Consider the following 13,439-nt stretch of genomic DNA (forward strand, 5'->3'; position numbering starts at 1 on the left):
TTCGTCATTCAATTGGTTCAGTTTATATGGAAACAAAAAAGATATTTTCGGTAGTAGGCATGAGTTGTGCCGCTTGCGCTGTTCGGGTGGATAAAATCCTGAAAATGCAGCCGGGAGTACGGGAGGCAAATGTAAATTATGCAGCTGCGAATGTACAGGTCGTTTATGAAACCGACATCTGTTCTGCCTCTTCACTGAAAACAGCCATACAAAACGGAGGCTATGATCTGTTAATTGACGAAAACCGGGATGCGAATAAAGAAGCCGAACAAATAAATGCAAAAAAATACCGCCAACTGAAACGGGAAACCGGAGGAGCTTTACTCTTAGGCTTCCCTATCATAGTTATCAACATGTTCTTTGCAGAGCTTCCCTACCTGAAATACGCTTTGTGGATATGTTCTTCTGTGGTCATTTTCCACTTCGGAAACAGATTTTTTATCAATGCCTGGAAACAACTCAGATACGGAACTTCCAATATGGACACCCTGGTCGCTACCAGTACGGGAATAGCCTATTTATTCAGTGTTTTCAATCTTTTTTTCCCTGGTTTCTGGTTAGATAAGGGAATTACTCCTCATCTCTACTTCGAAGCAGCTTCTGTAATTATTGCTTTTATCCTTTTAGGCCGGTTGCTGGAAGAACGGGCCAGACAGAGTACTACGACAGCCATCAAAAAACTGATGGGGTTACAACCTCGTACAGTTACTGTTCTTAGGCCGTCAGGTGAACAAACCATCCCCGTAGAAGAAGCCCGGCCAGGAGACACGATCGTCATCAAACCCGGAGAACGCATTGCAGTGGACGGAACCGTTACGGAAGGTTCATCGTATGTTGATGAAAGTATGCTTAGCGGAGAACCTGTTCCCGTATACAAACACCCAGGAGAGAAAGTATATGCCGGGACAATCAACCAGAAAGGTGCTTTCCGCTTCACAACAGAAAAAACTGGTGCCGATACAATGTTATCGCAGATCATCCAGATGGTGCAAGAAGCCCAGGGCAGTAAGGCTCCTGTCCAGAAAATGACAGACCGGATTGCCGGAATTTTCGTACCTGTCATTATGGGAATTGCCGTTTTATCTTTTCTCCTGTGGTGGATATTCTTTCCTGCAGAAGGATTTACTTATGGTTTGCTGTCCATGGTTACCGTCCTGATTATTGCCTGTCCGTGTGCTCTGGGGTTGGCTACTCCAACGGCACTTATCGTAGGTATCGGCAAAGGAGCGGAACAGGGCATCCTGATAAAAGATGCGGCCTGTCTGGAAGTGGCACGGAAAATAGATTCCATCGTATTGGATAAAACGGGAACCATTACGGAAGGACATCCGGTAGTCGTAAATATGGAATGGCGAGAGAAAACGGAAAAAGTCCGGGGGATATTGTACAGTCTGGAACGCCTTTCGGAACATCCGCTTGCCGAAGCAATAGTAAAAACATTCGAAAAAGGGACTTCCCCGCAACTTATAACGGAATTTGAAAACATTCCGGGAAAAGGCATAAAGGGCATCTCGGATGCTGAAACCTATTACGCCGGAACGGAAGAATTACTTTCAGGGCATGGCATTTCTCTGGCAAAAGAATTAAAAGAAAAAGCCGAAGAGTGGATCAATAATGCTCAAACCGTCATCTGGTTTGCCAATTCCAACCAGGCGCTTGCAGTCATAGGAGTCACCGACAAAATCAAAGCTACTTCCGTGCAAGCCATTCATGGATTACAGGAAATGGGGCTAACGGTCTATATGTTGACAGGCGACAACGCTGCTGCAGCGAAAGAAATTGCCCGCAACGTCAATATCAGACATTATAAATCAGGTATCTATCCCCAGGAAAAAGCTTCCTTCATCAAACAATTGCAGGAAAAAGGACGGAAAGTGGCAATGGTAGGAGACGGAATCAATGATAGTGCGGCATTGGCACAAGCCGATTTAAGCATTGCAATGGGAAAAGGCAGTGATATAGCTATGGAAACAGCCATGGTAACGATATTGTCTTCGGATCTAACCAAAATCCCGGAAACCATCCGCCTGTCCCGGGCTACCGTAAAAACCATCCATCAAAATCTGTTCTGGGCTTTTATTTACAATCTTATCGGAGTACCCGTTGCTGCAGGCATTCTCTATCCGGTAAACGGTTTTTTGCTTAATCCCATGATAGGAGGAGCTGCGATGGCACTCAGCAGTATAAGTGTCGTAGGCAACAGCCTGCGGCTGAAACGGAAAAAGATAAGTTCCCTACCCTCTTGTCCTCAGATGAAAAATACTGATTTTTCCAATCCGGACCCTATAAACAAAATAAAATCCATAAATCTTGAAGGTATGAAAAAAACATTTAAAGTAGAAGGTATGATGTGCAATCACTGCCGGACCCATGTGGAAAATGCCCTAAACGGCATAGAAGGAGTAAAAGCAACGGTTACTTTAGACCCTCCGCAGGCTATTATTGAGTTTACTGAAACGGAAATAGCCTTGAAAGAACTGCAACAAGCAGTGCTTGACAAAGCCGGAGAATATCAGTTGTCGGAAATATAGGATAAACCGAAAAAACGGGAATCCGGAATAAAAACGCCGGAGCAAAGACTTTTGTTATACCAGTCTTTACTCCGGCGTATAATTGAAATATACCGGAATTAATGTAATCTTTTCCAGCTCTCTACATAATAACGATTTTCCGCTTCAGGCACCAATTTGATCTGGATTTGTCCGTTCACTACCATATAGGCCACTAACTCAAAACCATAGGCCCCACCAGCTTCAAAACCTTTACTCTGAGCATCGTAATTACTGAAATTCAGTTCCTTCACACCCTCGTTTAAAGTAAAAGCCCGGACTTTATACTCCGGTTTTTTTATCGACCAGGTCCATAATTCGTAATAATTGGCACCTTGCACGGCATTCCATTTTACCGTCAATCCTTTTGCTTCATCGTATGCAAATTCTGTTTTCAGAAACCCTAAAGGTTTCACTTTATCCAAATTCATACCCATCGAAAAAGAATGAGAAGCAACCGCACCACTCCCATTTGTTGCCGATATGGTATAATTCTCAACTTCTGGTTTGTCAGTAAATTCGTAATTCTGTACGTTAGATTCCCAGAAATAATAATTTACAATTTTACCCGGTACTCCCTGAGGGAAAGATTTACTACTTACCACCACCCGGGACAATTGTTCATTCGCAGCAAGCTGGATGTAAGGGGCAAAAGTAGCTGTAGTATCCGCACCCTGAATCACATTTTTCTGAAGCATATACCAAACTGCATTTGTCATCCCAAAATCGGGGTCTTTGACACAAGACCCCATAACTACAACCAATATACTGGCTCCAATTCCCCATTTAATCTTTTTTAATATTTTCATTTTCAACTGTTTTATAAATAATATGCGAATATCTGCATTTTTTCTGAATCCTACAAGTAAACGGTCTATATTCCCCTGGAATGAAACTTTTCCATCATTTTTCAGTACAATAAAAAGCTAAAATTTATTACATGATTTTACAACTGGCATTCGTTTTAACGGCAATTATCGTCGGAGCACGCCTGGGAGGCATCGGTCTGGGCGTAATGGGAGGCATTGGCTTAGGAATATTGACTTTTATATTCGGACTGCAACCGACAGCCCCTCCGATAGACGTCATGCTGATGATAGTTGCTGTTATTACTGCTGCTGCTTGTATGCAGGCTGCCGGAGGACTTGATTTGATGGTAAAAGCAGCCGAACACCTGCTGAGAAAACGGCCGGCACAGATTACCCTGCTGAGCCCGCTCGTTACCTATTTTTTCTCTTTTGTAGCAGGTACCGGCCATGTTGCCTATTCAGTCCTTCCTGTTATTGCAGAAGTTGCCCGGGAAACTAAAATCCGGCCGGAACGTCCTTTAGGCATATCAGTCATTGCTTCCCAGCAAGCCATTACTGCAAGCCCTATTTCTGCAGCTACCGTAGCTTTGTTGGGATTACTCGGCGGCTTTGAAATCTCACTTCTGAACATTCTGATGGTGACTATACCAGCTACTTTAGCGGGAGTTATTCTGGGAGCCTTGTACTCACTGCGGATCGGAAAAGAATTGAAGGATGACCCGGAATACCAGCGCCGGCTAAAAGAAGGACTGTTAAACCAAGAACACTATGAATCTCAGAATATAACACATAAAAAACGGGCACTTATTTCCGTTGTCATTTTCATCTTAGCCACTGTTTTCATTGTCATTTTCGGTTCTTTCGATACATTGCGTCCCTCCCATTGGATAGACGGGAAAATCGTTCGCGTAGAAATGTCTGCTATTATAGAGATTCTGATGCTTTCGGCTGCCGCTTTTATCTTATTGCTGACCAAAGCTAACGTATTGAAAGCAACCCAGGGGAGTGTATTCTCCGCCGGCATGCAGGCCGTTGTGGCTATATTCGGTATCGCCTGGATGGGCGACACTTTCCTGCAAGGAAATATGACAGAACTAAAAGGCTCCATCGAAGAACTCGTCACCCGAATGCCATGGCTGTTCGGTATTGCCCTGTTTATCATGTCTATATTATTATACAGCCAGGCCGCCACCGTCCGGGCATTCATGCCGTTAGGAATTGCCCTGGGCATTTCTCCCTACCTGCTGATTGCCATGTTCCCTGCTGTCAACGGCTACTTTTTCATTCCCAACTACCCGACTGTAGTGGCGGCCATCAACTTTGACCGTACCGGTACCACCAGAATCGGGAAATATGTACTCAACCACTCTTTCATGATGCCGGGACTCATTGCTACCATCACAGCCGTAGCCACCGGACTCCTTCTGGTCCAGCTCATATTCTGAAAATATCCATATTACAAACTAACAAACAATTCATTATGAAAACAAAGCATTTTATTATCCTCTTTTTCTTGTTTTCCTGGAGCAGTTGGACTGTCGCAGTTGCCCAACGGTTACCCAACATCCACATTTTAGCCACAGGCGGAACCATTGCCGGTGCCGGTAACAGTGCCACCGGCAGCAACTATTCCGCCGGACAGATAGCCATCAACGAACTCATCTCTGCCGTACCCGAACTCAAAGAAATCGCCCGCATCACAGGCGAACAAATCGTCAAAATCGGCTCGCAGGACATGTCTGACGAAGTATGGCTGAAACTGGCACATTATCTGAACATTCTCTTAAAACGTCAGGATGTAGATGGAGTTGTCATTACACACGGAACCGATACCATGGAAGAAACAGCCTTCTTTCTGAATCTGACTGTAAAAAGCAATAAACCCGTTGTTTTAGTCGGAGCCATGCGGGCTTCCACTGCATTGAGTGCTGACGGTCCTCTGAACCTGTACAATGCCGTAGTGACTGCCGGAGCCCCGGAGTCTGCCGGACGGGGTGTATTGATTGCCATGAACGGCAGCATTCTCGGAGCTCATGCCGCCACCAAAATGAATACCATTGACGTGCAAACTTTCCAGGCTCCCAATTCCGGTCCCCTCGGCTATGTTTTCAACGGAAAAGTCCATTACAACCAAACCACCGATAAACTCCATACCACTCAATCGGTTTTTGATGTGAACAATTTGAAAAGCCTGCCGAAAGTCGGCATCATTTACAGTTATTCCAACGTAGAACCCGAAGCTTTGGAGGCTTTGGTAAAAAACAATTACCAAGGCATCGTACATGCCGGTGTCGGAAATGGGAACATACACAAAAACCTCCTTCCGGCTTTAGCCGATGCCAGCAAAAAAGGCATTCTTGTCGTCCGCTCCAGCCGGGTTCCAAGCGGTCCGACCACCCTCGACGCAGAAATCGACGATGCACAATACAATTTTGTTGCTTCCCAGGAACTCAATCCGCAAAAAGCACGCATACTATTGATGCTGGCTTTGACCAAAACCAAAGACCCGAAAACCATTCAGGCTTATTTCAACAATTACTAACCGGTCATAAAACGAAACAACATGCAAAAAATTTTAGTCATAGCCGGACTCCTGATATTCCCGTTTCTCTCCCTTCGGGCTCAACATCTGGAGTTTCAATCCGACCCGACCATCGGCACTTCCACCCTGTTTGACAAACTCCTCAAATTAGAAAAAAAGGCGGAATGGTTCAATGTATTCCTGAACATGCAAGGTTCTTTCAACATTTACCTCAAAGACTACGACAAACCGGAAAAAACCGCTTTTACAATGAACCAGTTACGGTTAGAGATAAAGGGAAACATCACCGACCGGATCTATTACCGCTACCGTCAAAGACTGAACCGGGGTAATTCCGCCCAGGCTTTGGATAACCTGCCGGCTTCTATAGATTATGCGGCAGTCGGATTTCACCTCACAGAACAACTTTCCGTATTTGCAGGAAAACAGTGCACGGCCTTCGGTGGATTTGAATTCGACCTCAACCCGATAGAAGTATACCAATATTGTGATATGCTGGAATACATGACTAACTTTCTGACAGGTATAGATTTCTCCTATTGGCTTACTCCCGAACAGGAGTTCCGTTTCCAGGTCGTAGATTCACGAAACGGTTCCTTTGAAGAACTCTACGGTGAGGTTCCGGATGTAAAACAAGCAAAAGCACCATTGGGATATACGTTAAACTGGAACGGTAACTTCTGGGAAGAACGGCTGAAAACCCGCTGGTCAGCCTCCATCTTTCACGAAGCAAAGAAAAAAAACTGGTATTACTACGCTTTGGGAACGGAGCTTTCAACTCCCAAATTCCTCGGATTTTTCGACTTTATGTATTCCAATGAAGATTTAGACAGAACCGGTATCATTTCCACACTTGTCTCCGATGATACCCAAGACATCCGGGCTTTGAATACCCGCTACCTGTCTCTGGTTCTGTATCTGAATTGCCGTCTTTCCCCTAAAGTGAATTTTTTTGTAAAAGGCATGTACGAAACTGCTTCCGTCCTGAAAGCCAATCAGGGACTGGAAAAAGGGAAATACCGGACCTCATGGGGATATCTGGCAGGATTGGAATACTATCCTCTCGAAGAAAACCTGCATTTTTTCCTGAATTATATCGGACGTTCGTATGAATTTACCGACCGGGCAAAAATCTACAACCAGCCGGACAGAAACCCTCAGCGAATAGAACTGGGTCTCGTCTACCAGCTTCCCATGTTCTGAGCATTCCCTTTGTGTCAATACAACCTTTCAATGTTGTCTAACCGGAAGCGAAGCCCGGGATGTTTTTCGGAATGAGAAACATTTCGGGCTTCGCAAAAATAAAGAATCATAAGGTAAGTATAAGAATGTATATCATACCTTTGTTTTTTTACAATCCGAGAATACGCTCATATTCATATTCTTCCGGACAGGAAAGCCATTCTTTTGCTGCTTCCCGGTCCTGCGAAGTCAGGAAATACATGTTTTCCCGGAAAGTCTCCCGTACAGACTCCTTATTCATATTTACCAAACGGGTACGAATTTTCCCGTTTTCATCTTCCACATCCTTTAAATATACCGGAATAATTTCATCCTGCTCGTTCACTGCCACCATACACCCCGTATACCCCGCTTCATACAACTTTTTTACACCTGTTCCCAATGTTGTACAATAAGTTAAATCAAAAGCACAAGGGTCTACACAACGCAAAGAATACCCCACTTCAACCGGACGGCAGATAACGGCCAGGTCCAACTCCTTCAACCGTTTTTTCAAAATTCCGTTAATAACATGGGCTTTACTGACTTCCGACAATTCAGGATGACCGTGAGTGTCATAACTGAAAACAATACCTGAGGAAGCTATATCCTCCTCTTTCAAAAAATGAAAAATCCCCTCACTAACCACTGCCACACCCGACTTTTGTTTTAAAATTCTCCGTTTTACCATAGAAGAAACAATCAAACGGATGATCTTTTCAATCGTGATTCCGGTGTGAGTAAACATCTCCGGAATAATAATGGCAGAGGCATGGATTCCCTTTCCTATCTCGAAAGCCAGATGCCCGGCCTCCCTTCCCATAGACATCAATAAATACCAGTTCTGAGTAGTAGCCGCTTCCGCCTGAATGATTTTTCCGATACTTACCCCCATCTCTTTAGCCGAATGAAAACCGAAAGTAGGAACTCCTTCCGGTAAAGGGAGATCATTATCTATTGTCTTCGGAACATGAATATTACGGATATTAATCCGGTTTGCAGCCAAATATTTAGTCAGTCTGTTTGCCGTTGAAGCCGTATCATCACCGCCAATAGTCACTAAGAGTTCTATTTTTTCCCGGACAAACAAACGGGTATTGAAATCCTCATCTTTCGGTTTGAACCGGCTCATCTTAATAACAGAACCTCCCCGGTTGTATATCTGGTCCGCTTTCTCCAAGGTCATCTCCTCCAGTTCCGGTTGTTCAGCAAACAATCCCTTATATCCTTCGTGAATCCCGATTACCCGGTATCCTTCCTTCAAAAAAACTTTGGTTACAGTAGCCACAACTGTATTAATGCCCGGTGCCGGACCTCCTCCACACAAAATAGCTATTGTCTTCATATCCTATTTTCTTTAATGATTAACACAAAAATACACGAAAAATAAAGGTGTCCCGCCATTCCCGCTTCGGACACCCTTTTTCTTCTGTATACAAAATACTAAAGCTTAGCTTTGATTGCCTTGGAAGCCTCTTCATATCCCGGTTTTTCCAACAAGGCAAACATATTATTTTTATAAGCTTCCACCCCGGGTTGGTCAAAAGGATTTACTCCCAGCATACAACCGGAAATTCCACAGGCTAACTCAAAGAAATAAAACAGTTGCCCGATATACAAAGCATTTAAAGCTGGCATTAAAACCTTCATATTGGGCACTCCTCCATCCACATGGGCGATCTGGGTTCCCAATTCAGCCATTTTATTCACCTCATCCACCCGTTTTCCGGCCAGGAAATTCAATTTATCTAAATTTGCCTGATCGGACGGAATTTCCACTTTATATTCCGGTTTTTCAACAGAAATCACCGTTTCCATCAACATTCTCACTCCTTCCTGGATATACTGTCCCATCGAATGCAAATCCGTGGTAAAATCGGCCCCTGCCGGAAAAATCCCTTTGTGTTCTTTTCCTTCACTCTCTCCGTACAACTGCTTCCACCATTCAGTAATGTAATGCAATTTCGGATTAAAATTGGCTAAAAGTTCTACTGCATATCCTTTCCGGTAAAGGGCCGTACGGGCTACCGCATACTCAACGGCTATATTCTGCTCCCCTTCCAGGCACATTTGACGCATTTCAACAGCCCCCTTCACTAAATCGCGGACATCAAATCCTGCAATAGCTATCGGTAACAAACCTACCGGAGTCAAGACCGAAAAACGCCCTCCGACATTATCCGGAATCACAAAAGTCTTATAACCTTCCTGGTCGGCCAAAGTCCGTAAAGCTCCCTTACTGGCATCCGTAATAGCTACAATCCGCCTGCCAGCTTCCTCCCGGCCCACTTTTTTCTCCAGCAATTCCTTCAACAAACGGAAAGCAATAGCAGGTTCAGTTGTGGTTCCCGATTTCGAAATGACACAAATACCAAATTCTTTATCTTTCAAATAATTCATTAACTCATGGTAATAATCTTCACCAATATTATGTCCGGCAAAAATCACCTTCATATCAGCATTACCATAATTATGAAAACTATCCGAAAGTGCTTCTATTACAGCCCGGGCCCCCAAATAAGAACCTCCGATACCAATCACCACCACCACCTGAGTGCGGGCTCTTAAATCAGCCGCAGTTTTTTCAATATCCGCCAAAAGATCAGAAGTAATATCTACGGGCAAATTCACCCATCCCAAAAAATCATTTCCTTTAGCGGTTCCGTTTTCTAAACTTTTCTGTGCTTGCCGGGCCTGAGGATATAACACACTTACTTCCTCTTTACCGATAAAACGGCAAATCTTGCTGTAATCAAACTTTACACTTTCCATGATTATTCTAATTATTCATTACGCCTCATGATTTATTCTTTTCCCTCAGCATATCCCGTATCTTTGAGGCTTTTTCATATTCTTCGTTTTGTATGGCTTCTTCCAGCATCTTTGTCAATTCCTGAACGGAATATTCCTCCATCTCATTATTGACTTCTATTGTCTTCACAATAGTGGCATCCTCCTCTTCCTGCTCATCCGTAGTGTGTACCACGACAACTCCCGCCTTTTCAATAATTTCCGGTGTGGAATAAATAGGACAGCCATAACGTAAAGCCAAAGCAATAGCATCCGAGGTCCGGGAATCAATTTTGATCATGTTCTTACTCGACTCAAAAAACAGTTCCGAATAAAAAATACCGGCATCAAAACGGTAAATAAATACTTCTTTGAGCTTTACTTTCATGGCATCCGCCAGATTTTTTATCAAATCGTGTGTCAGAGGACGCTGGGAATGTATTCGTTCAAGCTGAATAGCAATTGACTGAGCTTCAGGCATTCCTATCACAATGGGAACACGATAATGGTCTCCTTCATCCGCCAATATCAACGCATAGGCTCCCGCCTGCGACATACTGTATGACAAACCCAAAACTTTTAGTCTTACTTTATCCATTCATCCTTTTATTTTTCCGGGTCATCCGGACCCCATAAATTAACGTCAAAAAGTTGTTTTAGTTGCGCTTCCCTCCTCATTTTTCTGTTTTCTGCTTTCCATTCTTTTTGTACATACCATCGCTAATCCACCCAGGCTTGTTTCCCGGTATTTGGCCTGCATATCCCGTCCGGTTTCCATCATTGTCTTGACCACTTCATCAAAACTGACCATATGCCGTCCGTCGGAAAACAAAGCATATAAAGCACACTCCCTGGCCTTCTGAGCCACAAAAGCATTCCGCTCAATACAGGGAATCTGAACATATCCCATTACCGGGTCACAAGTGAGCCCCAGGTTATGCTCAAACCCCATTTCTGCCGCATACTCTATCTGTCGGGGAGTTCCGCCCCAAATCTGTGTTGCAGCCCCGGCAGCCATCGCACAAGCTGTCCCCAGCTCACCCTGGCATCCGACTTCGGCTCCGGAAATGGAACCGTTGCTTTTCACAATATTTCCGATTAAGGCTGCCGTTGCCAATCCACGGATAATCCGGCTATCCGGCATTTTCTGGTCATGCTTTAAAAAATACATCATAGCCGGCAAAACTCCGGAAGCTCCGCAAGTCGGGGCTGTCACCACCTTCCCCCCTCCCGCGTTTTCCTCCGATACCGCTAAAGCCGCAGCAAAAAGAAGGCCTATTGGTTGGGAAGAACCGGAAGATTGCATGGCTTTGATATAATAAGAACTCGCTTTACGCGTCAGCTTCAAGGCTCCGGGCAACACTCCTTCCGTATCTAACCCTCTCTCCACTGTTGCCTGCATCTGTTCCCATACTTTCTCCAGATAAGAAAAAATGGCTTTCCCTTCATATTTTTCCACATAGTCTACAAAGGTACATCCTTCATCCAGACACCACCGGATAATCTCCGTCATGCCTGTCTTCGGATATAAATCCCCTCCGTCAAAAGTTCCAAGTTCATCCCACAAAGCTCCTCCTCCCACACTGTATACCTCCCAACGTTCCGCCACCTTTCCCTGTTTGATGGCTTCGAATACCATTCCATTGGGATGATGCGGTAAAACTTCGTTGGGACACCAAAGCACCTCCACTTTTTCAGGGTTTTTCACTACTTTCAGGATAGCACTGTCCGTACCATGTCCTTTCCCGGTCAAAGCCAGACTACCATACAAATAAACTCTGATAGCCTCAGCATCCGGATGTTTCCCATCAAAAAACTCAGCTGCACGGCTCGGACCCATCGTATGGCTGGAAGACGGACCGTAACCTATATTATAAATTTCGCGAATAGACTTCATATTTAATCGTTTTAATCTGTTCAATAAAAAAATAGCAGGCCTGTAAGCCGGGTTCTGTACCTTGCGGTTTCTATCATTTATCTGGTCTGCAAATCACTCTGCAGCTCAAGCAGCCTACCCCCCGGCATCGGTCGGGTCAACCTGATGCGCCGGTATACATGGCCTTGCAACTCGTGAGACGTACGGCTACCCTGGTTGCCCAGAGTACCGGTGGGCTCTTACCCCACCTTTTCACCCTTATTCCAACAAAATCTGAACTTGAGGAACGGTTCTTTTCTGTTACGTTACTATGCCCTCACAAACATCTTCCCGTTAGGAAGCACGATACCCTGTGTTGCCCGGACTTTCCTCTCTCCCAAAAGGACAGCGATAGAACGGCCTGCTATTCACATTCATTTTAATTCATAATGGGATCCTTCGGAAAGTTCGCCCAAATCCGATAGCGTCCTCCGAGTTCACTCATCGACTGTTCCCACATCTGTTTATCCTGTAATTTAAAAAATTGTTCCCGCGTAATATCCCCCACCATCCAGGTATTCTCTTCCAGTTCTCTCTCCAACTGACCTTCAGACCAACCGCTATATCCGGCAAAAAAACGGATTTCTTCCGGAAGTATCAGCTGTTTTTTCAGCATCCGGGTCAACATGGCAAAATCACCACCCCAATAAATACCATTCGCAATGTGCAATGCATCATCAAGCTCCGGATGAGTATGGATATAATACAGTTGATTGGTCTCTACAGGGCCACCGACATATACCGGAAAATGAACGCCACTTAACTCATCTACCAAATCAGAAGCCGAATAAAGCATCGGTTTGTTCAAAACAAAACCGATACTCCCTTTCCTGTCATGCTCAACTATATAAATCACAGCACGGGAAAAATATTTTCCCTGGAGGAAAGGTTCGGCAATCAAAATATTACCGATTTCCGTTTTTTTACGATTCCTTCTGATTTTAAATAAATCCTGAAACTGTTCGTCCACAATTATTTCGTATTTTTACGCTTCAAAAATAGCAAAATATTTTGGGATGCTGAGAATATTCTTCGCCATACTTTTTATATTTTGTGCAAATACTTTATCGGCTCAAAAGTCACAGACCTTACGTTCGGTTGTAACACAAGGAGATACACTTCCCCAGGTATTTTTGCGGGAAGTGGTGGTTCAGGCAAAGACACGCAGCCGGAAATGGTACGATAGGTATAACCGCCGGAATACACGTTTGGAATACAATGTCAGAAAAGTATATCCTTATGCTCTTCTGGCAGCAGCTAAAATCACTGAAATAGAGGAACAACTCGCCCACACCACCAAAGAATCAGAACGGAAAGCCATTATCCGGGAAGAATATGCCCGGCTCATGAAAACATTCAAAACTCCGCTTACGAAATTGAGTGTTACCCAAGGCCGCATTTTAGTTAGACTAATATACCGGGAAACCAATCACACTTCCTTTGCCCATATCCGGGAATACAAAGGAGCTGTCAACGCTTATTTCTGGCAATCCCTGGCTTTGCTATTCGGCAATAACCTGAAAGCAGCCTACGATCCTTATGGAGAAGATGCGGAAATAGAAGAAATCGTTCAAAGAATACAACAAAAATAAATCCGCAACGCCGACAGGTTA

At 44.3% G+C, this 13,439-nt stretch carries 11 protein-coding genes and 1 other RNA gene; 5 read left to right on the forward strand and 7 right to left on the reverse strand.

Features of this window, described 5'->3' with window-relative positions; translation table 11 throughout:
• The first annotated feature begins 26 nt into the window (after positions 1-26).
• Positions 27-2,531, forward strand: a complete 2,505-nt coding sequence (locus tag D1136_RS01215; protein ID WP_161875795.1) for a heavy metal translocating P-type ATPase — start codon at positions 27-29, stop codon at positions 2,529-2,531.
• A 98-nt stretch (positions 2,532-2,629) separates the two neighbouring features.
• Here the strand turns inward: D1136_RS01215 and D1136_RS01220 are convergent, their stop codons facing one another.
• Entirely contained in the window at positions 2,630-3,358 is a 729-nt protein-coding gene (locus tag D1136_RS01220; protein WP_161875796.1) for a hypothetical protein, read from the reverse strand.
• Between the two features lie 131 nt (positions 3,359-3,489).
• Between D1136_RS01220 and D1136_RS01225 the strand changes: the two genes are divergently transcribed.
• From D1136_RS01225 to D1136_RS01235, 3 genes are read left to right on the forward strand one after another with little or no spacing between them, the layout of a single operon-like run.
• A complete protein-coding gene (locus D1136_RS01225; protein ID WP_161875797.1) occupies positions 3,490-4,803 on the forward strand; it encodes an anaerobic C4-dicarboxylate transporter family protein in 1,314 nt (437 codons plus the stop codon).
• Between the two features lie 35 nt (positions 4,804-4,838).
• Positions 4,839-5,900 carry an L-asparaginase 2 gene (gene ansB / locus D1136_RS01230; protein ID WP_161875798.1) on the forward strand — a complete coding sequence of 354 codons (1,062 nt, stop codon included), beginning with the start codon at positions 4,839-4,841 and terminating at the stop codon, positions 5,898-5,900.
• 21 nt (positions 5,901-5,921) lie between these two features.
• The gene (locus tag D1136_RS01235; RefSeq protein ID WP_161875799.1) at positions 5,922-7,103 is read left to right on the forward strand and encodes a porin; all 1,182 of its coding nucleotides are present in this window, start codon (positions 5,922-5,924) and stop codon (positions 7,101-7,103) included.
• Positions 7,104-7,251: 148 nt separating this feature from the next.
• On the opposite strand, the gene D1136_RS01240 is transcribed toward D1136_RS01235, so the two are convergent.
• The 6 genes from D1136_RS01240 to D1136_RS01265 all read right to left on the reverse strand — a co-directional run bounded on the left by D1136_RS01240 (position 7,252) and on the right by D1136_RS01265 (position 12,796).
• Entirely contained in the window at positions 7,252-8,466 is a 1,215-nt protein-coding gene (locus D1136_RS01240) for a 6-phosphofructokinase (RefSeq protein WP_161875800.1), read from the reverse strand.
• A 98-nt stretch (positions 8,467-8,564) separates the two neighbouring features.
• Positions 8,565-9,893: a glucose-6-phosphate isomerase gene (locus D1136_RS01245; RefSeq protein ID WP_161875801.1), complete on the reverse strand. Its 1,329-nt coding sequence runs from the start codon at positions 9,891-9,893 to the stop codon at positions 8,565-8,567.
• Between the two features lie 25 nt (positions 9,894-9,918).
• A complete protein-coding gene (locus tag D1136_RS01250) occupies positions 9,919-10,509 on the reverse strand; it encodes a bifunctional nuclease family protein (RefSeq protein WP_161875802.1) in 591 nt (196 codons plus the stop codon).
• Between the two features lie 45 nt (positions 10,510-10,554).
• Positions 10,555-11,808 carry an L-serine ammonia-lyase, iron-sulfur-dependent, subunit alpha gene (locus D1136_RS01255; protein ID WP_161875803.1) on the reverse strand — a complete coding sequence of 418 codons (1,254 nt, stop codon included), beginning with the start codon at positions 11,806-11,808 and terminating at the stop codon, positions 10,555-10,557.
• A 27-nt stretch (positions 11,809-11,835) separates the two neighbouring features.
• An RNA gene (gene rnpB, locus D1136_RS01260) (RNase P RNA component class A) lies at positions 11,836-12,194 on the reverse strand.
• Between the two features lie 11 nt (positions 12,195-12,205).
• Positions 12,206-12,796: a YqgE/AlgH family protein gene (locus D1136_RS01265; protein WP_161875804.1), complete on the reverse strand. Its 591-nt coding sequence runs from the start codon at positions 12,794-12,796 to the stop codon at positions 12,206-12,208.
• Positions 12,797-12,842: 46 nt separating this feature from the next.
• Between D1136_RS01265 and D1136_RS01270 the strand changes: the two genes are divergently transcribed.
• Positions 12,843-13,418 (forward strand): DUF4294 domain-containing protein, encoded by a 576-nt coding sequence (locus D1136_RS01270; RefSeq protein ID WP_161875805.1) that lies wholly within the window; start codon positions 12,843-12,845, stop codon positions 13,416-13,418.
• The last annotated feature ends 21 nt before the right edge of the window (positions 13,419-13,439 follow it).

Source organism: Odoribacter sp. Z80 (assembly GCF_009935865.1).
GTDB lineage: Bacteria > Bacteroidota > Bacteroidia > Bacteroidales > Marinifilaceae > Odoribacter.

Bases quoted from the DNA above. Each gene is read 5' to 3' on its own strand.
- D1136_RS01215 (WP_161875795.1), top strand. From the start codon at position 27: ATGGAAACAAAAAAGATATTTTCGGTAGTAGGCATGAGTTGTGCCGCT.
- D1136_RS01220 (WP_161875796.1), bottom strand. From the start codon at position 3,358: ATGAAAATATTAAAAAAGATTAAATGGGGAATTGGAGCCAGTATATTG.
- D1136_RS01225 (WP_161875797.1), top strand. From the start codon at position 3,490: ATGATTTTACAACTGGCATTCGTTTTAACGGCAATTATCGTCGGAGCA.
- ansB (WP_161875798.1), top strand. From the start codon at position 4,839: ATGAAAACAAAGCATTTTATTATCCTCTTTTTCTTGTTTTCCTGGAGC.
- D1136_RS01235 (WP_161875799.1), top strand. From the start codon at position 5,922: ATGCAAAAAATTTTAGTCATAGCCGGACTCCTGATATTCCCGTTTCTC.
- D1136_RS01240 (WP_161875800.1), bottom strand. From the start codon at position 8,466: ATGAAGACAATAGCTATTTTGTGTGGAGGAGGTCCGGCACCGGGCATT.
- D1136_RS01245 (WP_161875801.1), bottom strand. From the start codon at position 9,893: ATGGAAAGTGTAAAGTTTGATTACAGCAAGATTTGCCGTTTTATCGGT.
- D1136_RS01250 (WP_161875802.1), bottom strand. From the start codon at position 10,509: ATGGATAAAGTAAGACTAAAAGTTTTGGGTTTGTCATACAGTATGTCG.
- D1136_RS01255 (WP_161875803.1), bottom strand. From the start codon at position 11,808: ATGAAGTCTATTCGCGAAATTTATAATATAGGTTACGGTCCGTCTTCC.
- D1136_RS01270 (WP_161875805.1), top strand. From the start codon at position 12,843: ATGCTGAGAATATTCTTCGCCATACTTTTTATATTTTGTGCAAATACT.